Genomic DNA, 22,459 nt, shown 5'->3' with positions numbered 1-22,459 from the left:
AGAAAAAAGAAAATGGCAGGGCTAGACGATGATTATCGCTCAACCCTGTTAGAATCTGGGATTAAAATGCGCTAGCCGTGATCTTTACCTGATTGAGTAATCGACATGCTTAAGTCGTTATTACGACGAATCTCGTTAATCGTGTGGTACACACGTTCGATAGGCTGAATAATTGAGCGGCTAGTAAAGTAAACTAATACCATCACTAAAATGCTCGCAATAATAAACACAAGCATGGCAATCAACTGCGCACTAGCAGCACTAGATTCTACAAACGCTTTTGTTTGTTCTGTAAGCTCCGAAACAATTGCATCACTAAGCTCAACACTGCGTTTCATCTCACCGAGTGCCCCTGATTCTAAATCAAGGCCCAGGGCAACTTGTGCATCAACCAAGGCTTTAAATTTACTTTGATAAGTAGTAAGTAAACTAAGTAATTGGTTTTCGTAATTTGCATCGAACCCTGCGTTTTTAATCTCTGAGCTAAAACTAGCAACTAAATCATCAAACTTACCCATGTACTTTAAATCAAAGCGCAGCATAAAGTCTTTTTCTGCACGGCGAAGCTGTAGCATTAAAGTTAGTAATTTATAGTTTTCGCGCTCACTTAATAATGTTTCTACTTGATGCACCGCACCACGTAAATCACCATAAAGTGCATCTTTAGGGTGTAAACCTATTTTCTTTTGTAGTACCACAACTTCATTGAAGTCATCGTAATAAGTTTTCGCAAGACGTCTAAATTCATTTAGCTTAGATGAGTCCATCGACAAATCTTTCACTAACTCGTCTAGTCGCGCCATTTTATTTTTTAGCTGCGAATACTCTTTTTCAAAAAGCTCAAGGCTATCGACATCTTTGTAAAACAAAAAGTTTTTTTCATGTTTACGCATCGCAAGTTCATGAATGTCGAGCTCCTCCGCATTTTGTATTGTTTCGTTGAGCTTTAGCATCATGCGCGACTCAAAGATAATTACACACAGCATCACAATCATTGCAAGACCAACAACGAGCGCGTTTAACTGCAAACGTCGCTTTATAGTTAAGTTTTGTAATACATTCATTCAAAGTGCCCTATAGAAACATGCATTTAAAGTATAGCTAAACTATTTAAAGCAGCTAATAAAAAGTGGTTAAACTTGCCGCGCATTTTCCAATATAAGGTACTTTTAAACAATCAGTTTTTGTTCTAAATCAACCTGTTGCCATAGATGTTTATGCAATTTATCCAGCTTTTCCCATTGTTTTTTTTGCAACCAATCAACCAAAGGCGCTGGATCGCTCGGAAAATTGAGTTTTTTGTTCTGTGGCGATTGCAACCAATCATCCATCGCATTGGGGTTTAAATAGCTCATCACATGGGCTGCACCCATCGACAATAGCGTCTGCGCATTAATCCCCTGCTCAAATTGTTTTCCAAGTGGTTTTAGCAATAGCTTTTTACCTAATTGTAACGCTTCACTCGCAAGTTCAAATCCGGCGTTGCCAATTACACCACCAGCATTGGCCAAATCATTTAAAAACCCAACGCGTGAAGGTGCCCGCAGATGAATATTTCCGATTGAGCAATCCTGCGCATCTGGGTGATAACAGTAAAACTCACGCTCAGGAAAGTCTTTAAGGTAGTCGACCACACTGTCTAAATTCTCAAAAGGCAAATACACCAACACCTTATTTTCGACCATCACCGGGTTATCATGATGATGATTTGCAATAAATGGCGGAATGATGTTTTCTGCATAAGGCTGCCAATGCACCCCTAAATAAACACTCGCTGGCGCATAGTTACGGATCAGGGCACGACGAAAGAAAGCTCGGCCAAACATCGGCACTTTATCAGATAAAAACGCCGCTTGATGGCTCATACCAATAACTGGGATACCTTGCTGTTTAGCAGCCCATGCTGTAATCGGCTCAAAGTCATTAAACACCAAGTCATAGTGACGTAAATCAAGGTTTTTTATATCTTTAATCAATTGTAGTGGGCGCGCATTCTTTAAAGTTTTAAAGCTATCAACTTGCCCCGATTTGCTGGTAAACGACAAACCTCGAAAAGCTCGGTAGTCGGCAAAGTCATCCATATCAAAGTAGTCTTGCTCTTTACGACCCGAAAACACATAGTCAACATCGACTCCTAATGCTTTAAAGGTCGTTGCCATTACTCGTGCTCGAGTAATATGGCCATTACCCGTACCTTGAATACCGTACAAAATTTTCATATAGATCCCACCACCATTACCGCTAATACTGCACAACTTGAACCCATTACTGCGCCAATCACCACATCAGCAGGATAATGCACACCAATAATCACTCTCGATGCCGCCACCCCTGATGCCCACATTAGCCACAGCACAGCAAATTCCGGAAAATAGATAGTCAAAATCGTCGCTACCACGAATGCCCCTGCACTATGCCCCGACGGTAAGCTAAATTGGTCGCTCGGCACCAAATACGCGCCTTGCACTAAGCAGTCGCAAGGTCTAACCCGCGCGATACGCTTTTTAGCTAAAAAGTAAATAGGTCGCTCAATGGCAAAGCCAACCAATATACTCATCGCCAGTTGTTGAAAGTGCAGCTGCTCGGTGAACCACCAAAACCCAAGAAACAACACCACGTAAAGTCCGCCATCGCCGCTTTTCGAAAACCCAAGCGCTGATCTTCTAAGCCAAATTGGCGAAGCGTCGTTGAATACACTTAAAAACAGTTGTTCATCCACTTTAGCCAATTTAGTAAGTATGTTGTTTGCCATGGTGAGCTCCTTGTCATACTTTGCGTCTAATTTTTATACTCATCTCAGCTTAGGCGCTAAAAATAACAATTAGGTGACGCTTTTGAGACACTAATGTTGCGATGGCGAAATTCCTTTGATTTAAACCAATAATCCGCTATTAAGTCGTTGTTATTGAGTTGTATCAGGGTATACTGAGTACTAAACAGACAGTCTCTTTAGAGGATGAAAAAATGGATTACAGCACTTCTGATTTATGCGACCACTTTGCAGATGTGGTTGATGTGCTCGAACCAATGTTTATCAATTTTGGTGGACGCCCAAGCTTTAGTGGTCGAGTAAAAACCGTTAAATGCTTTGAAAATAACGAGCTGATCCGCGAAATTTTATCAACCGATGGCACCGACAGCGTGTTATTGATTGATGGTGGTGGTTCTACCCGACGCGCCCTGATTGATATAGAGCTGGCTGAAATCGCATTAGAAAACAACTGGCAAGGCATTATCGTTTATGGTGCCATTCGCCATGTTGATGAACTTGAAGAGCTAGACTTAGGCATTCAAGCAATCGCCTCTATTCCTGTTGCTGCCGATAGCGAAGGCGCAGGTGAAGATGGCATTGGCGTTAACTTCGCAGGCGTCTCTTTCTTTGATGACGACTTTGTTTACGCTGATAGCACCGGTATTATATTATCTGCTGAAGAATTAGAGTTAGAAATAATAGAAGACTAATCTCGGTGACAAACTACCTTAAAATTTATGATGAAGCGGCGGTAAAGCACTTATGCGTCCGCCGCGCTAACGAACTTAAAGCTTGGCAAGCCCTTGCCCTTCTCGACACTCAAGTTAACGCCCCACAAGCACTCATCGATGCAAAACACTTCGGTATTCGCTATGTATTAGTTGGCGTATGTGAAGATATTGGCCCTCGCGCTAACTTAGGTAACGGTGGTTCATGGCAAGCGTGGCAAGCATTTTTAAAACGCTTTTTAAACCAAACTCATAACCAGTTTTTAAACCACGAGCGTGTGTTGCTACTCGGCGAAGTGGCCCTTGATGACTTAAACCAACAAGCTGCTGACCTTGATAATAAAAACGACGCCGACTTAGCCAAACTACGTGAATTATGCGCTGATATAGACACCCGCGTTGAGCAAGTGCTTGCAATGATTTTTGCAGCTGGCCTTGAGCCAATTGTGATTGGTGGCGGCCATAACAACTGCTTAGGTATTTTACGCGCCCTTAGTAAGCAACATGGCAAACCAGTCAACGCTATCAACTTAGACCCTCATGCTGACTTCAGAGAGTGTGAAGGCCGTCATAGCGGTAATGGCTTTAGATATGCTTACAGCGAAAATTACCTTGCTGACTACCATGTGATGGGTTTACACGAATTTAAAAATAACCAAGCGATTATGGATGCCCTGACAAGCGCAAACTTCACGTTTGATAGTTACCAAGATATTCAAGTGCGTCGCAAAGTTGATTTATCTTCAGCGTGTAAACACGCATTAGCGCAGTTTGATAATGCACCGCTTGGAGTCGAAGTTGACCTAGACAGCATCTCACTAATGCCGGTTAGTGCATACACTAACTGTGGCTTTAGTGTAAGTGATGCAGAACATTTTGTGCATTTAGCAGCTAGCCAAACAACTGCTCGCTACCTACATTTATGCGAAGGCGCCCCATCACAACACCCAGTAGGCTTAGAAGCAGGTATGAACGACGCCGGCCAAATCATCACCGCCCTAGTGAATGCGTATTTGCAGGCGAGAGAAGCAAGTTAGAAAGAAGCGGTGTAACGACTGGTTTTGAAGAGGTCGGGTCGAACGTAGCGATGCTCAACACATAGAAGCGGTCAGCTATCAGCCTTCAGACCCGCGAAACAAGTTTCACGCCTACCTGTAGCAGCGGCTTTAGCTTTTCCCCTGATGCTCTAACCGCCACTGTTTTAACCACGACATCATGCCTACGCTGCTAAGCGGGTAATTAAAGTAATAACCCTGGGCAGCGTAGGTGTTCAACGACTTAACAAATTTAAGTTGCTCTAGGGTTTCTACCCCTTCACAAATCACCTTGGCATTATTTTGATTGTGCATATCCACCATGCCAGAGACTAGGCTACGAACTTGGCTTTGATGGGCAAAGTCAGCGGTCAGCGATGCAGCTACTTTAATATACTCAACATTAAGATTAGGTAGCTTCGCAAGCCAAATCGGTGTGTCACCAAAGCCATCAATACACAGCTTAATACCAATACCATGTAGTCTAGCGACCATGGCTTTACCTTGGTCATCTAAGTTCATGAATAAATCGAGCGGGCATTCAATGATTAAATCGCCCGGCTCTAAGCGGTGCTCAGTCATTATGCGGTCAACAAATTCAATAAACTCTTCGTGCAGCATTTCTGGGCCAAACACATTAATACTGAGTGGCAGTTCAATTCCCTCCATACGCAGTGCCATAGCAAGCTCAGCAGCACGTTCAATAACATACGCTGCCACAGGGTAACTTAGGCCGGCGACACGAATATCATCAATAAATTTGTTAGCCGAAAGAATGCCTTGTTTTGGATGCTGCCAACGTAGCAGCAATTCTAAAAACTCAATTTGCTCGTCGCTATTACGAATCACCGGCTGAAAATAAAGCTCAAGTTCGCTGGCAAAATCTAAGTGAGCTAATTCGCGTAGACGTGCTTGTTGCTCTAATTGCTCGATCATCATTTGCGGGTGATAAGGCACAATTTCTCGCTCTGGGTTTGAATCAAGGGCAAGGTTGGCAAATGAAATTAAGTTCTCAAAGCTGTATTCTGGTTCGTCACAGTTCACGTAACTGGCGCGCACTTTAACTTCAATTGTACAATTAGCAACGTTGAATGGCTTTAATGTGACTTGCCTAATTTGACTGATCAGCTGCTCATGAAGATGTTTTTGCTCTTCGAGTGAGCAAATAAACGCAAAGTTTAAGCCCCCTAAATGCGCTAATTTTTCAGTATTTGCGGTGTTGCTTATCATACTCAGCACAGCATCAACACTGAGTTGTTGTTTAATACGTGTGGCCGATTGCGCTAATAATAAATCACCAAAGTCACGACCAATATGCTGGTTAACATCGTTAAAGCCTTCTAGGCGGATCATCACTAATGCACAGTTTGCTGAGTGCTCTTGGGTCCATGCAACAAAGCTATTTCTAAGTGCATTACGGTCAGGTAAACCAGTCAGTGGAGCAGCATCTAAGTCATCGTTATGGAGCGGTTCTACTTCAACCTGCTCATCTTCTTCGGGCTCTTCGTAATTAAAAAAGCCTGAAATAGATAAAATAACTACCGAGAAAACAAGCCAATATAAGGCTGTGTCGAGTAATAGGTGGGCAGAGTATAAAACCGCGAACGAAATTGCGGCAGAGACACTCAATATTATGGCAAGCCAATTTGTGGTGCGAAATGCTTGCCATAAATGAAAACATAAAGCTAAAGCAAGTAAGATCACCAGCCAAGGTAATCCTAAGCTTAAAATAGCTAAACCTAGTACGCCATTAACGACTAGGCTTAGTCTTAAAATAGGGTTTTGGGTTACGCATAGGGCACAGATCATTGCCATAAAAACGCTACCAGCTAAAAACACTGGCACTACATCACTTGTTAAATTTACGAGTTGCGTGCTACTACTCGCTAAACTAAAAATCAATGACATGTAATCCAAACTGCATAATAAAACTTATCTAATTAAGTCTACCCAAAATCCACAGATTTAACAGTTTATTTACGCCGAATTGGTAACTTAATTGTGCCGGGTGGGATATTTGCCAATGAGCAATATCAGCCCGAGCCCCCACTTTTAACACACCACGATCGTCAAGACCTAACGCACCCGCGGCGTTTCGTGTTACGCCTGCTAATGCTTGCTCTGGTGTCATACGGAAAATAGTGCACGCCATATTCATCATTAAGTGCAATGAACATAATGGTGAAGTTCCAGGGTTGAAGTCTGTTGAAATGGCGATCGGAACTTGGTACTGCTGGAGTAGTTCAATTGGCGGATACTTTGTTTCGCGTAAAAAGTAAAATGCACCTGGTAACAATACCGCTGCAGTACCCGCTTTAGCCATTGCTTGAATACCAGCTTCATCTAAGTGCTCAATATGATCCGCCGATAAGCCATTAAATTCTGCAACAAGCTCTGCACCATGTTGATTAGATAGCTGCTCAGCGTGCAACTTAACCGGTAAGTTGTGCTTTTTAGCGGCTTCAAAAACGCGACGAGTTTGCTCATTGCTAAAGCCTACGTTTTCACAAAAAGCATCAACCGCATCAGCTAAATCAGCTTCAACAACACGGTCAAGCATCTCACCGCAAACAAGCTCTATGTATTCATCACTACGGCCTTTATATTCAGGCGGTAATGCATGAGCACCTAAAAACGTGGTTTTAACATCAACCGGGTGGTTCTCACCAAGTAAACGAGCTACTTCGAGTAGTTTAATTTCATTTTCGCAATCAAGACCATAGCCAGATTTAACCTCGACAGTTGTCACGCCTTCTGCGTATAGCGCATTTAAGCGCTCTTTAGCACTAACAAACAGTGTTTCGTGGTCGGCTTCGCGAGTTGCACGTACGGTGCTTGCAATGCCACCACCGTTTGCAGCGATTTGTTCGTAGCTAACACCTTGCAAACGCTGCTCAAATTCTTCTGCGCGGCTACCGGCAAACACTAAGTGAGTGTGACAATCAATCAACCCTGGTGTTAACCACTGCCCTTTTGCAGATACAGTTGGCGTTGCTAACGCGTCAAATTTAGGTAAATCGGTTTGTGCACCTAACCAGGCAATTTTGCCATCTTTAACGGCAATCGCTGCATTTTCAATGGCGCCGTATGGTGCATCAACGGCAGGATCCATTGTGGCGATATTGGCATCTGTGATCAGTAAATCCCAGAGCGCTTGATCATTGTTGGTTGTGTGCATTTTTCACCTATCTTGATGCTTGCTAAAGGCTCAGCATGAGCCTAAATTTAAATTTGCTTAAAGTTTATCAACTCATCTTGTATATACAAGGAAATTATGTCACCTTGTAACACACTGTTAACTTATAAATAAACTTTTCATAATGAGCGTCCCTAAGTTTGCGCAAATAAAAGAATTCATTCTGGAAAATATTCAATCGGGAGAATGGCAAGAAAACGACCGTGTCCCTTCAGAGAACGAACTCACCAGTCAATTTCAAGTTAGTCGCATGACAGCTAGGCGTGCACTCAGTGAGTTAACCGATGCTGGTATTTTAACCCGCAGCCAAGGCCAAGGTACTTTTGTTGCCAGCTTCAAATCACAATCATCGTTACTAGAAATCAAAAACATTGCCGATGAAGTTAAAGCGCGCAACAGCAATTACAGTTGTACGATTTTAGTGATGGAATCAATCAGCGCTATTGCTCCCATCGCGATTGCTTTGGGTGTCGAGGTCGACAGCCATGTTTATCGAAGTGTGATTGTGCACAATGAAAACGAGCAACCTTTGCAAGTTGAAGAACGCTTTGTGAACCCCGCTCTTGCTAAAGACTACTTACAACAAGATTTTCACAGCCTAACACCCCACGAATACTTATCGAAAAACGCTCCGCTCACTGAGGCTCGCCATACGGTCGAAGCGATCATGCCCAATCAAGAAATGTGTGAATGGCTCAACCTTTACAACGAAGAGCCATGCTTACAAGTGATCCGCCGAACCTGGTCATCGCAAGGTATTGTAAGCTTTGCACGCTTAGTTTCACCGGGCAGTAAATATCGACTAGGCGGCCACCTTACTTTTAAAAAATAACTAAATAGACATTTGATATCGAAAATTAAATGACTCAATCGCCGAGCCATCAATGATACGCAGGCCTTTATCATGGCTAGTAAATGTCGGTGGCTGATTACCCTGCTCAGCACATTTTTGCTGGTAGTAATCTGCTTTTGTAGGATGCGACGGATTGACCACATTATAAATGCTGCTCGCGCTTGACCAGTTTCCAATTACAGAAAAAATCGCCGCTATCACATCTTGCTGATGTACCATGTTCACCACTTGCTGACTTGAGCTAGACAGCTCTTTACCTGCAACAAACTTACCTGGGTCGCGCCTAGGACCAACAAGGCCCGCTAAACGCAATACTTTACCACCGGCATTTAGCACTAACTGTTCAGCATCAAATAGCAGTTGCTGACGCGCTGATTGGCAATTAATTACTGTCCTTTCGTCATAATGACCATTGTCAGTTGGGTAAACACCTGTCGAAGAACATAAAATAAAGCCTTTGCAATTTAGTTGCTTGGCAAGCTCAAGCCCTGCTTGCAAAGTGGCTAAATAATTACTTTCTGATCTTCGACTACGCGGCGGAATTGCACACACCCACCATGCATCTTCAAGTGAAACATCGTGTTTAAGCACATCGCAGTCAAGTGCAAACTGACGCTGAAAATCATATTCGTGCTCGCTACTACGGTGTGTGCCTTGCACTTGCCATGCTAATTCTTTTGCCTCAACACAAAGCGCACTCCCAAGCCAACCTGCACCTAAAACGACCAGTTTATTATTTTCATTACTCATTCATCCAACAACCTCATAGTATTTATTATTAACGTTCGCTTAACGGTATAGCGATTTGGGTGCAAATATGATTAGATAGATAACTCTACCCGATAATAAAAACACGTGCATCTATGTTAAATAACCTCTCTTTACGTAAAAAAATATTACTACTCATCGGCGGGACGATAAGTGTACTACTGATCATCGCGTCTAGTTTTTTTGTTAGCCATATTGCTGATCTATCGCGCCAAGCTATTCAACGCGAAGCCGACAGCTATTTACAAAGTGAGCGACTTTCAATGCAAGGTTACTTTGCCAAATACGGTAAAGTGGTTCAAACCTTCATTACAAATCCGCATTTAGTGAATTGGTTCGACAATTGGACTCAGCGCAATCAAAGCCTTGATAACCAACCTGGATACGACAGCATTAATCAAGATTTTGTGCGTATCAGTGGCAACGATGACAACATCTTATCTGCCTTCTTTGCATCTGCAACAACAGGTGAGTACTTCAAAGAAAATGAACGAACCACTCATTATAACGGCCAACCTTACTACGCTTACAAACGTGGTTGGTGGCAAGATGCCTTAAAAATCAACAAACTCTATGTAGGCCCAATCTCTGTGGACTTAACCACAGGTAATGCCTCTGCAGTTGTACAGCAGCCTGTTTATAAACAAAACAAACTAATAGGTTTCGGTGGTGTTGATTTACAGCTAAACAACATTAACGACATGGTTGAAGAAATTCGCTTTAATGGCCAAGGCTTTGGTTTCTTACTTGATGGCAATCAAAAGGTTGTGCACTTATCTAAGCGCACTAGCCACAAGCTATCTGTGACTGACGAAGGTCCGAATGGCAAGGAAGGCTTAGATGCCCTCGAAAAGCAATTTAGCGACACATCAGGCTTTAGTGAATTAAACCGCGCGATGAAAAGCCAAAAAGATGGCAGCAGCTTTGTTACTTTCAAAGGTGAACAATATTACGTTGTATACAACCGTCTTGAGCTAGAAACTCCTTACCTTGATTGGTACGTAGGTATTTTAATTCCAACCAGCATGATTGATGAACCAGTAAACGATGCAGTGATGACAACCACAACTTCTGTGATCATCATTCTTGCCATTATCATTACGATGATCTTCTGGGCCACGCAAATGATCACCAAGCCGCTGACTAAGCTAACTTACATCATGCGTGATATCGCATCAGGTGATGGCGATTTAACACAGAAAATCGAAATCAAGAGTAATGATGAAGTGGGCCAACTTGCTCATCACATGAATACCTTCATCGATAAACTTCGTGCAATGATGCTTAATACTGCTGCGCAGGCTGAGCAACTAAGTCAAGCTGCGAGCCAGTTAAAAATTGTATCGCAAAAAACCAACGATGAAATTCAGCAAGAAAAGCAGCAAGTTGATAGTGTAAGTGCGGCGGTAACCGAAATGGCGTCTACTGTGTTGGAAATCTCGCGTAATGCCCAGCACACCAATAATGCCGCAGAAGAAGTGCAAACCATCACCGTTGACGGTACGAAACGTTCTACTCAAGCTCAGTCAGTGATGACCGCTCTTGCAAGCCATATTGGTGAAGCGTCTAAAGTGGTTGCGGGTCTTGAGCAAGAAAGTGGCAATATCGGTGCGGTGGTTGATGTTATCAACTCAATAGCAGAGCAAACCAACTTACTCGCACTAAACGCGGCGATAGAAGCAGCCCGTGCTGGCGAGCAAGGTCGAGGTTTCGCAGTTGTTGCTGATGAAGTTCGTTCACTGGCAAGCAGAACGCAAGAATCAACAGATGATATTCGCAACATGATCAGCCGTTTACAACAAATTGCTCAACAAGCATCGACTATGATGCAACAAGGACAAGAACGTGCTGAAGGCTCAGTTGAGCAAACACAAATTGTATTGCAAGCTCTACAAGATATCGCGCAATCTGTGACAAATGTGCAAGATCAAAGTCATCAAATTGCGACTTCGACAGAGCAGCAAACTGTGGTTGCAGAAGATATTAACAATAGCTTGGCAGCGATTAATCACTTAGTGAATAGCACTGCGGATCATGCCCATGAATTGGCGGATGAAGCACGTGATCTGAATGAATTGGCAGCCGCTTTAAATAAGACGGTGAATCAATTTAAGTTATAAAGATAAATTGCTGAAGTAGTTAAAAACCCGATGTCACCTGAAGATGACATCGGTTTTTTATCGTCAGCCTTCCCTGTTAGTCGTGGCGCAACCGCTTTCGCGTGTTCCATAAATTCGTGCCACTGTTGCTTGTTCCATAAAGCAACTCCTTTGTCGGTCAATCCTTGTATTGGTTGCGTTTGTACTTGTTCCATATAGTCTCCTCCTTACGCTAGCTTCATCCTGTTTGGCTCCTGCCTAAGCTTATTCCTTGCTATCATCTCCATTCACTTTATCCATAAAGCGTTGCCATTGTGCGCTGCTCCATAACGCCTTGTTACTTCCTTGTTGTCCTTTGTGCGTAGTTACATTATCCATACTGTAAACTCCTTGCGGTTTATCGTCCGTTACTCCTACAGCCCTTCCTTGCTGTGCTCCATTACCCATCCTTGTAGATTAATGCGGTAATTATCGCTTAGCGATGATATACACAGCATGAATCAAACCTGGAATGTACCCTAATAAGGTTAAAAGAATATTAATCCAGAACTGCGCACCTAAACCTACCTGTAAAAATACGCCGAGAGGTGGAATTAAAACCGATAAAATAATATGTATTAAATCCATGACTCACTCCTTGAATAAGATAAGCCCAGCCAAAGCTGGGCTATATAGGGCTTGCTATTATTCAGCAACAATCGTTAATTCATCGATTACTTTGCGAACATCTTCAGCATTTTCAGCAATGCTAACCGCTAATTGCTTTTCTGCATCAGACTCAACAGTACCTTTTAGTGTTACTACACCCATGTCGGTATCAACATCGATGTCTGTACCACCTACTTCTGAGTTAAATAAATAACGTGTCGTGATTACAGTACTGATTTTTGCGTCGGTTAAGTCGCTTTCTGCTGAATCAGCTTTGTCTGATTTCATGTGCTTAGCTTTCATGTTTTTAACAACAGTTAGTTTGTTATCAACAGAGCTAACACCGTCTAGGCTAAGAACTAGCTCTTCAGCAAGCTCTTTATCTAATTCGCTATCAACTTTACCTGTAAGTACAACCTTGCCATTCGTTACATCAGTGTTGATGTCAAAGTTGTTAAGGTTTGTGTTCATAAGAAGCACAGTTTCTGCCTTACCATCAATCCAAGCATCTTTACTTTCATTTTCCCAGCTGCTTGCCTGAGCTGACATGCTAGTTGCACCAATTACTAAAGCGGCAATCATAGATTTGTTAAAAGTGTTCATAATCTTTCTCCTTTTGATTAAAGACACTTTTACTAATGCGACTATAATGCCAACTATTTATTTGTTTATTTTCAGTAATTTAAACACCCATTCAGCAGCTATTTATATTCATTTAGGTAAAGATTTACAAGCTGCTCGGTAAGAAGTTCACGATGTTGCAAAAATGGCCACTTAGTTGCTGATTTTATTAATCTGTGGTTAATTTAACGAAGTTGTTTTTTAGCAAAAAACACAAAACATTGATTTATATAAAAATAAACTTTGGCCTAAGGCTTGCTTCGTAATTAATAACTAAAAATCACCTTTAAAATCACAACAGGGAACTACCATGGCCGTTAAACTTGAAGATCGCCCAACCGATCAAGTAAGAGAAGAAGTTATTGATCAACTCATTTATAACTACAGTCATGCTGTTATTTCAGCCGAAGCATTTGAACGCCGCCTAGACCAGGCAATGGCAGCCACCAGCAACGATGTACTGGTTGAACTGGTTGCTGATTTAGATCTGAAGGCGGATATTGATTACAAATCGCATAAGCATGCGCAATTTAAACCTCACTATAGCCACAGCAGCGACAACGAAAGCCTGCAGCTTCGTAGTATTTTGGGTTCAAATGAGCGCAGCGGCCAATGGGTAGTACCAAAAGAAATTCACCTAACAAACTGCCTAGGTTCAATCGAACTCGACTTTAGCGAAGCAATTTTCCAACATCAGCACGTCACCATTTACGTGAACTGTATTTTAGGTAACGACGAAATCTACGTACCAGAACATGTTAATGTGGTATCTAAACTGTTTAGCGTGATTGGCAGCGTAGAAAATAAATCAATTGCCTTAAATAAGGGCCAAGGCCCAACCATCACTATTGAAGGGAATGTATGGCTAGGCTCAGTCGAGATTTCAGTTAAACGCACCATGAAAGAAAAGTTCATCAGCTTTGCCAACAGCCTAAAAGCCAGCTGGAAAGAAATGAATAAGGTGCAGTAAAAGTTGTGAGAAACGTATATGGACTCCCCTGTAAGGCAAGAAAATTCAAAGTGTAATTTGATAATAGCAAGTTCACGTATATTCGGCCTTATTACGGGGAGCTACCCCGAGACCTGAATGGCTTAATCTTAATCTTAATCCGCTGTATTCAAGGCTCCTTATCGAGATTAAGGTATCAACGTACCACCGCAACTCTCAGGTTTCACCTTGCGTGATTGTCATCACATTACATTCGTTTTCTACTTACCTTTACTCGGCTTACTCTAGCAGTGTTATTCCCCTTATAGCTGTGACTAAGCTAAATCAGCTCTATAAGGCGTTGCGCTTTTCAGCATGGCTAATGCCATCCGTACTAGTTTATTGGCTACTGCTATCGTGATCTTATTAAAGTGATGTTTGCTTGATAATACCCTGATCCAGCAACTCAGCTTATCTTGTTTATCGCGTATGTTTGATACTACCGCACGCGCTCCATGTGTGATCAAAGAACGTAAGTACTTATCTCCGCGCTTCGTGATCCCATGTAACTTATTCTTTCCTCCTGAGCCACTATGACTTGGCACTAGTCCTACTGACGCACTCGCATTGCGACCATATTTATACTCTGAGCCATTACCTAAACGTGCATAAAGAGCACTTGCTGTTATCCACTGAACTCCAGGTAAACTTGTCAGTAATTCACACTCCGAGATAGATTTGGCCAATTCAACTAGCTGCGCTGTCGCATCCTTTATTTTACTATCTAACCGATGAATCTCTTCAAGCAGATCAGCTAAAATGAAACGACTTGCTGGCGTTAATTGATTACCATCATCTTCAAGGATATCTGGTAAACGCTTTTTGAGTGAGGTAATACCTTCAGGCAGCTTAACACTATATTCTGCACCTAAACCACTAGCTCTGTTCGACACCTGCGTTCGCTGTTTTATATACCCTTTGCGAAGCTTAAGTAATGATGCAAGGTCTTGTTGGCTAATTGATTTTACCGCAACAGAATAAATATTTGGCCGTTTAAGTGCCTCATAAATTGCCAAAGCGTTATTTGCATCGTTTTTATTACCTGCTCGATACTTGGCAACTATGTGAGGAGGGAGTAACTTAGCTTTGTGTCCTTGTCCTTCAAATTTACGACCGTAATAGTGAGCGCTGCTACAAGCTTCCATACATATAAGTGCTTCTGGATGGTTAACAATAAACGAAAGCATCTTGTGTTCAGTCATTTTCTCATTCGACTTTAAAACACCGAACTTATTAAAGAAAGCGACTTGAAAGACCGTTTTGGCTACATCAATCGTTATAGTGCTAGACTGTGTCATGGTGTGGGCTCCTTTTTGTTTGTCACTTTCACCTTAGTCGATTTTGACAAAGGTGGGGAGTCCATACCATTGAGATGCGAGTTATCTTAGGCGCAGTTTTACACCGCGTAATAGGTAACTTTCAAGCAATACTCACGACTCGATTTAAAGTGTTGGAAACTTGCAATTGCTAACGTAGCAGCACGCTTCCAAACATCTAAGTTTTCAAATTTCATTTTAAATATCCTTATTTAAAACATATCTCTACTTATAACCTAGCAACTCCCATATTCCAACTTCCCTCTTCCCCTTGTAACTTTCCCCTTCCACCTCCCCAAACACGCCACTTATCGTATCTACTCGAATTGTTTATTAAAAACGCTACACTGGGTGCATCAATTTAAAAACAACGAGAAAGATAAATGAAAGCGCAATTATCACTTTTGAGCTTAGCCTTGGTGACAAGCCTTGGTAGTGCACAGGTTAGTGCGAAAGAAGCTCTGCAATTTAAAGACGTGTTTGATTTTAAATACGCAAAAGGCACCCAACTTTCTGAAGATGGCCAAATTCTTAGCTTTAGTGCCGACCCTTATCGCGGTAATGCACAAGGTCAGGTTTATACATTAAACAACAACACCCTACTAACTAGCGTTGAGCGTGGTACTCGCCCAACTATTAATAAAGCAGCAAACTGGGTGGCTTTTACTCAGGTACCTACCCTACTTGAAAAAGAAACCACCAAGAAAAAAGATGAGCTAAAAAACAACCTTGTTTTAGTGAATACTAACAATGGTGAGCAACAAACCTTTAACGATGTAAAAGACTATGCGTTATCGGATGATGGTGTATGGCTTGCTTACCGACTAGATAAGAAAGCAGATAAAAAAGACGGCGAAGAAAAAGACGAAAACAGCAGCGAAATCAAGCCAGATAAAAAAGATAAAAGCTTTGATTTAGTGCTTGTTAACCTTCAAGACAAAACCACTCACACTGTAGATAATGTATTTAGTTATGCAATGAGTAGCACTGGCGAGCAATTATTAGCAAGCCAAAGCTACAGTGATGGTGCTGACAACCAAGTTGTATTAGTTGATCTTAATAATGGCTTTGCAACGAGTGTACTGATTGATGAGCCGGGTGTTGTGGCAAATAAAATAGCTTGGCAACCAAACAGCAATAAAGCAGCGCTATTAATTGGTAATTACGTTAATGATGATACACGCCGTCGTGATCACAGCTTACAGCTTTTACAAAATGGGGCACTTTCAACCATTCACTCTGCAGATAGTAGCTGGACTATTGGCAAAACAGCATCGCTAAAATGGTCTGAAGATGGTGCTCGTTTATACTTTGAAAACCACCCTAAACTCGCTGCAAAAGTTGCCCTAAAAGAATACAAAGATGAAGCCTCTTTATATGATTTCGATACCATTCGCGACCAAAAGGGCCTTAACGTTTGGCACAATAAAGACGCTGAAATTAAGCCACGCGAAGAGCAGCAATGGAACAAAGCGAATAAGCTTCGTCATTACCAAGCGGTATATCATGTAAATGCTCAGCAAGTTGTGCAGTTAAGCACGCCGAACATGCCTGAGGTTTCGCTAAATACTCATCGCGAAGCGCTATTAGGTTATTCAGATCTTCCATACCTAGAGCGTGTTATGTATGGCGGCTTTTACGCAGATTACTTCAGTGTTGATGTTAAAACTGGTAAACAAACCGCTATTGTCAGCGACTATCCGTTTAGACCAAGCCTTGCGCCTAATGGTCAATTTGCGGCATTTTTCCAAGACAGCCAAGTGCAGCTTAAAGATTTAGGTAACAACAAGGTTTCAACCTTATCTAAAGCAATTAACGCTATTTTTGCTGATGATAAACATGACTACCCTTCGCCTCAACCGGGTTATGGTTTTGCAGGCTGGTTAAACGACAGCAGCCAAGTACTGGTTTACAGTAAATTTGATATTTGGGCTTTTGATGTCGCAACACAAAAAGCAACGCGCCTAACTCAAGGTAAAGAAAGCAATACCCAATATCGTGTTATTAAACTTGATAAAGACCAAGTGGGCTTTGCCAAAGACGAAACATTATTGCTAAGTGCAAAGAACCTGCAAGATAAGCAAACTGAAATTGCCAAACTTGACTTATCAAGCAATAAAGTGAGCAAAGTACTTTCAGGTAAAAAGCGCTATGATGTGGTGAAAAAGGCGAAAAATGCCGACAAATACCTATTTACTGCGCAAACATATCAGCAATTCCCTGATTACTACCAAACTGACTTTAGCTTTAAAAAGCCACAACGTGTTACCAACCTAAACCCACAAATTAGCAACTTTGCATGGGGTGAAAAACCTGAGCTTATTAGCTACAAAGGCTTTGATGGTGAAGATTTACAAGGCGTATTGATCAAACCTGCGGGCTACAAAAAAGGCGATAAGGTTCCGGTGGTTGTGTACTTCTACCGCTATATGAGCCAACGCATGTATGACTTCCCGAAAATGGAGTTAAATCATCGCCCTAACTTTCCGATGTTTACCTCAAATGGTTATGCGATTTTCTTACCTGATATCCGTTTTGAAATTGGTCACCCAGGTAAATCGTCAACTCAAACGATGATCAACGCCACTCAAAAGTTGATTGATTTAGGCATTGCTGATCCAGATAAAATTGGTTTACAAGGTCACTCATGGGCAGGCTACCAAAGTGCCTTTATGATCACGCAAACAGATATGTTTAAGGCGGTTGTATCGGGTGCGCCAGTATCTAACATGACCAGTGCATATAGCGGTATTCGCTTAAAATCAGGTCTTGCGCGTCAGTTCCAATACGAAACAGGGCAAAGCCGCATTGGTAAAACGTTATTCGAAGCGCCAGAGCTATACATCGAAAACTCACCGGTGTTCTTTGCCGATAAAGTAAATACCCCAATTCTGATTATGTTTGGCGACAAAGATGACGCTGTGCCATGGCACGAAGGGGTTCAATATTACCTCGCGCTTCGTCGTGCAGGTAAAGATGCCACCTTCTTACAATACGAGGGTGAACCACATCACCTGAAGAAATTCCCTAACCAAGTGGATTTCTCAGTACGCATGATGGAATATTTTGATCACTACTTAAAAGGCAAACCAGCCGCTGAGTGGATCAAAAACGGCGTACCCTTTATTGAAGAATAAGCAATAAGCTGAATTTAAGCTTACTGCACACCTCCCCAGAGCCAGCATTTTTGCTGGCTTTGTTCTATAAAATCAATCACACCATCTATTTTTTCGATTTTATCAATCGATTTAAACCCCAGTTTGTAAGTGGAAAGTTAACCAGAACATAACTATATTTCACCCAACTTCTAACTGGAGACAACACAATGTTTAAGAAATCAACGTCAGCTTTGTCTAAAGTAGCTGTTGCGGTATCACTGTTGGTGGCAACAGGCGTACAAGCTACAAACGACATCAAATCAAACCAATTCTGGTGGCCAGAGCAATTAGATCTTAGCCAACTTCGTGCCCATGGCGCAGAGTCTGATCCTATGGGTCCTTACTTTGATTACAAAAAAGAATTCTTAAAGTTAGACCTAAACGCAGTGAAAGCTGATATTGAGAAAGTATTGACTGATTCTCAAGATTGGTGGCCTGCTGACTACGGTCACTATGGTCCGTTCTTCATCCGTATGGCGTGGCACGCATCAGGTACTTACCGTACTTTTGATGGTCGTGGTGGCGCAGGCGGTGGTCAACAACGTTTCGACCCATTAAACAGCTGGCCTGATAACGCGAACCTTGATAAAGCGCGTCGCTTACTTTGGCCTGTAAAACAAAAATACGGTCGCAGCATTTCTTGGGCTGACTTAATGGCGTTAACAGGTAACGTTGCGCTTGAATCAATGGGCTTCAAAACCTTCGGTTATGCCGGTGGTCGTGAAGACGATTGGGAACCAGATTACGTATACTGGGGCCCTGAAGGCAAAATGTTAACTGACGAACGTCGTGACAAAAAAGGTAAACTTAAAGGCCCATTAGCGGCAGTAGAGATGGGCTTAATCTATGTAAACCCAGAAGGCCCTCACGGTAACCCTGATCCACTTCTAGCAGCAGAAGACATTCGTTTATCATTCGGCCGCATGGCAATGAACGATGAAGAAATCGTTGCGCTAATCGCCGGTGGTCACAGCTTTGGTAAAGCACACGGTGCGAAAAAAGCGACGTGTTTAGACAAAGAGCCAGCAGCAGCAGGTATCGAAGAGCAAGGTTTAGGTTGGAAAAACAAATGTGGTAAAGGTCACTCTGAAGATACCATCACTTCAGGCCTTGAAGGTGCATGGACAGTGACACCAACACGTTGGTCAATCAACTACCTACAAAACTTATTCAACTTTGAATGGGTTAAAACTAAGAGCCCTGCGGGTGCGACTCAGTGGATCCCAGAAAATGGTCAAGCGTCTAACCTAGTGCCAGATGCGCACATTAAAGGTAAGCGTCATGCGCCTATCATGTTCACAACTGATATCGCGTTAAAAGCAGATCCTGAGTTCCGTAAGATTTCACAGCGTTTCTTAAACGACCCGAAAGAGTTCGAACTGGCATTTGCTAAAGCATGGTTCAAACTAAACCACCGCGATATGGGTCCACGTGCTCGTTACCTAGGTGACTTAGTGCCAGAAGAAGTATTAATTTGGCAAGACTATATCCCTGCAGTTGACCACAAACTAGTAGACAGCAAAGATATCGCGTCACTTAAAGCTAGCATCTTAGATTCAGGTTTATCTGTATCTGAACTAGTGCGTGTTGCTTGGGCATCAGCAGCAAGCTACCGCGACACAGATATGCGTGGTGGTGCAAACGGTGCACGTATTCGCTTTGCTCCGCAAAAAGATTGGCCGGTAAACAACCCGAAAGAAGTAGCTAAAGTACTTAGCAAACTTGAGAAAATCCAAACTAAGTTCAACAAAAAAGCATCTGGCGGTAAAGAAATTTCACTAGCAGATATGATTGTTCTTGGTGGTGCGGCTGCAATCGAAAAAGCAGCAAGCGACGCAGGTTTCTCTATCGCAGTACCGTTCAAGCCAGGTCGTATGGACGCGTCATTAGAAATGACAGACGTTGAGTCATTCGAAGTACTTGAGCCAACAGCAGATGCGTTCCGTAACTACTACAGCTCAGCATGGAAATCACCGGCTGAAATGTTAGTTGAACGCGCTGATTTACTAAGCTTATCAGTACCAGAAATGACTGCACTACTAGGTGGTATGCGTGCCCTTAACGCGAATACTGACCAAACTAAACACGGTGTATTCACGAAAAAGCCTGGCACATTAAGCAACGATTTCTTCGTTAACCTATTAGATATGTCAACGAAGTGGTCTAAGTCTTCTGAGGAAGGTGTTTACGAAGGCCGTGACCGTAAGTCAGGCAAACTTAAGTGGACAGCAACACCAGTAGATTTAATCTTCGGTTCAAACTCAGAGCTACGTTCAATTGCTGAAGTGTATGCCTCTGACGATGCTAAACAGAAGTTCGTTGATGACTTCGTAGCAGCATGGACTAAAGTGATGACGCTAGATCGTTTCGACCTACGTTAATTCTTATTTTCGCAACCAACAAAGCCGCTAAGTTAGCGGCTTTTTTTATTTTCGTTGATAATTTACTCGACAAGGCAGCGGTTTACGTTAAAAATAAAACTTTATCATTATATTTATTTGGATACAGGCATTAGGGATGATTGCGCGCTTTTTACTGCTTTTTATTTTCTACTCATTATGCCTAAGCATAACTAGCCAAAGCCGTGCCGATAATTCCCCGATTGTTAATATCGAACAACGTAGCGTTGATCTCACTCAATTTGCTATGAGCTACTTTATTGATAGCACAGGCACTATGCCTCTTTCACAAGTTCAGCAGCAAAACTTTATCAACAGTCAAAACGAGCTTACTTTAGGCACCAACGCTAAAACGACGTGGTCAAAAATAGTAATAAAAAATAGCTACAGCGATACCCTACGCTTATTTGTGCATAACCCAGATGCCTATCATTTAGAAGAAGTCAGCTTTTACGAAACGCAATCAGGACAATTGATAAACCAATCGGTTATTCAACTTGATAAAACAGGGCCTAAAGCCAACATGTTTGGTGGCAGTGCCGTGTTTTCGTTTTATATTGCTCCTAACCAGCAAAAAACAATTTATATAAAAACCGTCACCTTTTCACATCAGTGGTTTGCATTAACGATTTATGATGAAGAGCATTCAAAACGAGCCCTTGTCGGGAATGGTAATTACATTGCGCTACTTGTCGGGATGATGTTAGCGCTAATGATTTATAACTTCTTCTTGTATTTATCGGCACGTAAAATCGAGAACATTGTTTACGCACTGTATCTTATCTCTGGCACGGTTTGGGTGGCGCTATCTTATGGTGTTGCTGCTAACTTCTTTGGTATTTTTAGTGCCGAGCTACTACAGCTAAATTCTAACTTACTGAGCATGCCAAGCTTTTTAGTGATTTTTGTAATGCTCATTTTCGAAACCAAAAAGCATTACCCTAAAGAGCATATCGCGCTGTCGATTATTTTGTTCTTACTGGTTGCTGACTTTATCTATAGCTTGTTCGATATTGTAGGTGCCTTAAAACCTGCTAGCAGCTTGGCTGCTTTAATGATGACGGTGACATTTGGAGTATCTATTTCGCTGTGGCGCAAAGGAAACCCGCTAGCAAAATACTTTTTACTTGGTCACTCTATGTTTGTCATTTTCAATATGCTGGCGGTGCTTTATTACAAGGGGATCAGCGACGCAAACGTGATAAATAGCCACGGTGTAGGCATAGGTATTTTGCTCGAAGCATTAATGATGGCGTTTATTCTTTCTTATCGAATTAAGAGCCTCGAAAAAATTAAAGCACAGCAAACTGAGCTCAATCGCTTGGTCGATACAGATCCTATGACAGGCCTTTACAACCGCCGTTACTTTGACAGAAAAAGTGAAGAACTGATTGCCGCTATGGCAAGTAATCAGCAAGAGTTAACCCTCCTAATTGCTGATCTCGACCACTTCAAAAACATCAACGACACATATGGTCACGATGTTGGCGATAAAGTCATTATCGCATTTGCCAACATACTCACCTCAGAGCAAGGCCTTGCTGATATAGCCTGCCGTTACGGCGGCGAAGAGTTTGTGTTACTACTCAATTGTAACCTACTTGATGCCAAGCAAATTGCAGAGCGAATTCGCCAAAAAGCCCAAGAAACCTACATCACCATTGATGAAGTACAAACCGTGCAATTTACCGTGAGTATTGGTGTACATAGCGTAGCTCATGCTTCAACAACCGTGAAAGAAACCCTCACCATTGCCGACAAAGCATTGTATAAAGCAAAAAGTAATGGCCGTAATTGTGTTGAAGTGGCTGCTTAGAGAAAAAGCTATCAGCTATCAGCTATCAGCTATCAGCTATCAGCTATCAGCTATCAGCTATCAGCTATCAGCTATCAGCTATC

The 22,459-nt window shown here is 42.2% G+C and carries 17 protein-coding genes and 1 pseudogene; 8 read left to right on the top strand and 10 right to left on the bottom strand.

Annotated features, from left to right (window positions below; all coding sequences use genetic code 11):
• Window positions 1–80: 80 nt before the first annotated feature.
• The 3 genes and pseudogenes from HUS62_RS20625 to HUS62_RS20615 form a co-directional block, all read right to left on the bottom strand.
• A pseudogene (locus HUS62_RS20625) lies at window positions 81–1,064 on the bottom strand (methyl-accepting chemotaxis protein); the annotation flags it as partial.
• 105 nt (window positions 1,065–1,169) lie between these two features.
• Entirely contained in the window at window positions 1,170–2,219 is a 1,050-nt protein-coding gene (locus HUS62_RS20620; RefSeq protein ID WP_175080979.1) for an MJ1255/VC2487 family glycosyltransferase, read from the bottom strand.
• Window positions 2,216–2,752: a phosphatase PAP2 family protein gene (locus HUS62_RS20615; protein WP_058583858.1), complete on the bottom strand. Its 537-nt coding sequence runs from the start codon at window positions 2,750–2,752 to the stop codon at window positions 2,216–2,218. The genes HUS62_RS20620 and HUS62_RS20615 overlap by 4 nt, the downstream gene beginning before the upstream one ends.
• 212 nt (window positions 2,753–2,964) lie before the next feature.
• Between HUS62_RS20615 and rraA the strand changes: the two genes are divergently transcribed.
• Window positions 2,965–3,462 (top strand): ribonuclease E activity regulator RraA, encoded by a 498-nt coding sequence (rraA, locus tag HUS62_RS20610; RefSeq protein ID WP_054552822.1) that lies wholly within the window; start codon window positions 2,965–2,967, stop codon window positions 3,460–3,462.
• A gap of 5 nt (window positions 3,463–3,467) precedes the next feature.
• The gene (locus HUS62_RS20605) at window positions 3,468–4,517 is read left to right on the top strand and encodes a formimidoylglutamase (RefSeq protein ID WP_175080978.1); all 1,050 of its coding nucleotides are present in this window, start codon (window positions 3,468–3,470) and stop codon (window positions 4,515–4,517) included.
• 129 nt (window positions 4,518–4,646) lie between these two features.
• Here the strand turns inward: HUS62_RS20605 and HUS62_RS20600 are convergent, their stop codons facing one another.
• A complete protein-coding gene (locus HUS62_RS20600; RefSeq protein ID WP_175080981.1) occupies window positions 4,647–6,329 on the bottom strand; it encodes a GGDEF domain-containing phosphodiesterase in 1,683 nt (560 codons plus the stop codon).
• A 121-nt stretch (window positions 6,330–6,450) separates the two neighbouring features.
• Window positions 6,451–7,692: an imidazolonepropionase gene (gene hutI, locus HUS62_RS20595; protein ID WP_175080977.1), complete on the bottom strand. Its 1,242-nt coding sequence runs from the start codon at window positions 7,690–7,692 to the stop codon at window positions 6,451–6,453.
• A gap of 142 nt (window positions 7,693–7,834) precedes the next feature.
• Between hutI and hutC the strand changes: the two genes are divergently transcribed.
• Window positions 7,835–8,542: a histidine utilization repressor gene (gene hutC / locus HUS62_RS20590; RefSeq protein WP_175080976.1), complete on the top strand. Its 708-nt coding sequence runs from the start codon at window positions 7,835–7,837 to the stop codon at window positions 8,540–8,542.
• On the opposite strand, the gene HUS62_RS20585 is transcribed toward hutC, so the two are convergent.
• Window positions 8,543–9,313 (bottom strand): NADP-binding protein, encoded by a 771-nt coding sequence (locus HUS62_RS20585; protein WP_175080975.1) that lies wholly within the window; start codon window positions 9,311–9,313, stop codon window positions 8,543–8,545.
• Window positions 9,314–9,426: 113 nt separating this feature from the next.
• On the opposite strand from HUS62_RS20585, the gene HUS62_RS20580 reads away from it, so the two are divergent.
• Entirely contained in the window at window positions 9,427–11,451 is a 2,025-nt protein-coding gene (locus tag HUS62_RS20580) for a methyl-accepting chemotaxis protein (RefSeq protein ID WP_175080974.1), read from the top strand.
• On the opposite strand, the gene HUS62_RS20575 is transcribed toward HUS62_RS20580, so the two are convergent.
• The 3 genes from HUS62_RS20575 to HUS62_RS20565 all read right to left on the bottom strand — a co-directional run bounded on the left by HUS62_RS20575 (window position 11,436) and on the right by HUS62_RS20565 (window position 12,681).
• Window positions 11,436–11,645 carry a hypothetical protein gene (locus HUS62_RS20575; protein WP_175080973.1) on the bottom strand — a complete coding sequence of 70 codons (210 nt, stop codon included), beginning with the start codon at window positions 11,643–11,645 and terminating at the stop codon, window positions 11,436–11,438. The genes HUS62_RS20580 and HUS62_RS20575 overlap by 16 nt on opposite strands.
• 253 nt (window positions 11,646–11,898) lie before the next feature.
• On the bottom strand, window positions 11,899–12,057 hold the full coding sequence (locus HUS62_RS20570) for a YqaE/Pmp3 family membrane protein (RefSeq protein WP_175080972.1): 159 nt from the start codon (window positions 12,055–12,057) through the stop codon (window positions 11,899–11,901).
• 57 nt (window positions 12,058–12,114) lie between these two features.
• Window positions 12,115–12,681, bottom strand: a complete 567-nt coding sequence (locus HUS62_RS20565; RefSeq protein ID WP_054563315.1) for a BON domain-containing protein — start codon at window positions 12,679–12,681, stop codon at window positions 12,115–12,117.
• A gap of 328 nt (window positions 12,682–13,009) precedes the next feature.
• Here HUS62_RS20565 and HUS62_RS20560 point away from each other — a divergent pair, with 328 nt between their 5' ends.
• Window positions 13,010–13,669, top strand: a complete 660-nt coding sequence (locus tag HUS62_RS20560; RefSeq protein ID WP_175080971.1) for a LiaF domain-containing protein — start codon at window positions 13,010–13,012, stop codon at window positions 13,667–13,669.
• A gap of 293 nt (window positions 13,670–13,962) precedes the next feature.
• Here the strand turns inward: HUS62_RS20560 and HUS62_RS20555 are convergent, their stop codons facing one another.
• A complete protein-coding gene (locus tag HUS62_RS20555) occupies window positions 13,963–14,985 on the bottom strand; it encodes an IS110 family transposase (RefSeq protein ID WP_175080970.1) in 1,023 nt (340 codons plus the stop codon).
• A gap of 401 nt (window positions 14,986–15,386) precedes the next feature.
• On the opposite strand from HUS62_RS20555, the gene HUS62_RS20550 reads away from it, so the two are divergent.
• The 3 genes from HUS62_RS20550 to HUS62_RS20540 all read left to right on the top strand — a co-directional run bounded on the left by HUS62_RS20550 (window position 15,387) and on the right by HUS62_RS20540 (window position 22,376).
• Entirely contained in the window at window positions 15,387–18,140 is a 2,754-nt protein-coding gene (locus HUS62_RS20550; RefSeq protein WP_175080969.1) for a prolyl oligopeptidase family serine peptidase, read from the top strand.
• 188 nt (window positions 18,141–18,328) lie between these two features.
• On the top strand, window positions 18,329–20,542 hold the full coding sequence (katG, locus tag HUS62_RS20545) for a catalase/peroxidase HPI (RefSeq protein WP_175080968.1): 2,214 nt from the start codon (window positions 18,329–18,331) through the stop codon (window positions 20,540–20,542).
• Window positions 20,543–20,678: 136 nt separating this feature from the next.
• Window positions 20,679–22,376 (top strand): diguanylate cyclase, encoded by a 1,698-nt coding sequence (locus HUS62_RS20540; RefSeq protein ID WP_175080967.1) that lies wholly within the window; start codon window positions 20,679–20,681, stop codon window positions 22,374–22,376.
• The last annotated feature ends 83 nt before the right edge of the window (window positions 22,377–22,459 follow it).

The organism is Pseudoalteromonas sp. 0303 (assembly GCF_013349995.1).
GTDB lineage: Bacteria > Pseudomonadota > Gammaproteobacteria > Enterobacterales > Alteromonadaceae > Pseudoalteromonas.
Note: the sequence above shows the minus strand (reverse complement) of the source record. Positions and strands in the feature narration are given on the sequence as shown.

Bases quoted from the DNA above. Each gene is read 5' to 3' on its own strand.
- HUS62_RS20620 (WP_175080979.1), bottom strand. From the start codon at position 2,219: ATGAAAATTTTGTACGGTATTCAAGGTACGGGTAATGGCCATATTACT.
- HUS62_RS20615 (WP_058583858.1), bottom strand. From the start codon at position 2,752: ATGGCAAACAACATACTTACTAAATTGGCTAAAGTGGATGAACAACTG.
- rraA (WP_054552822.1), top strand. From the start codon at position 2,965: ATGGATTACAGCACTTCTGATTTATGCGACCACTTTGCAGATGTGGTT.
- HUS62_RS20600 (WP_175080981.1), bottom strand. From the start codon at position 6,329: ATGGCAATGATCTGTGCCCTATGCGTAACCCAAAACCCTATTTTAAGA.
- hutI (WP_175080977.1), bottom strand. From the start codon at position 7,692: ATGCACACAACCAACAATGATCAAGCGCTCTGGGATTTACTGATCACA.
- hutC (WP_175080976.1), top strand. From the start codon at position 7,835: ATGAGCGTCCCTAAGTTTGCGCAAATAAAAGAATTCATTCTGGAAAAT.
- HUS62_RS20585 (WP_175080975.1), bottom strand. From the start codon at position 9,313: ATGAGTAATGAAAATAATAAACTGGTCGTTTTAGGTGCAGGTTGGCTT.
- HUS62_RS20580 (WP_175080974.1), top strand. From the start codon at position 9,427: ATGTTAAATAACCTCTCTTTACGTAAAAAAATATTACTACTCATCGGC.
- HUS62_RS20575 (WP_175080973.1), bottom strand. From the start codon at position 11,645: ATGGAACAAGTACAAACGCAACCAATACAAGGATTGACCGACAAAGGA.
- HUS62_RS20570 (WP_175080972.1), bottom strand. From the start codon at position 12,057: ATGGATTTAATACATATTATTTTATCGGTTTTAATTCCACCTCTCGGC.
- HUS62_RS20565 (WP_054563315.1), bottom strand. From the start codon at position 12,681: ATGAACACTTTTAACAAATCTATGATTGCCGCTTTAGTAATTGGTGCA.
- HUS62_RS20560 (WP_175080971.1), top strand. From the start codon at position 13,010: ATGGCCGTTAAACTTGAAGATCGCCCAACCGATCAAGTAAGAGAAGAA.
- HUS62_RS20555 (WP_175080970.1), bottom strand. From the start codon at position 14,985: ATGACACAGTCTAGCACTATAACGATTGATGTAGCCAAAACGGTCTTT.
- HUS62_RS20550 (WP_175080969.1), top strand. From the start codon at position 15,387: ATGAAAGCGCAATTATCACTTTTGAGCTTAGCCTTGGTGACAAGCCTT.
- katG (WP_175080968.1), top strand. From the start codon at position 18,329: ATGTTTAAGAAATCAACGTCAGCTTTGTCTAAAGTAGCTGTTGCGGTA.
- HUS62_RS20540 (WP_175080967.1), top strand. From the start codon at position 20,679: ATGATTGCGCGCTTTTTACTGCTTTTTATTTTCTACTCATTATGCCTA.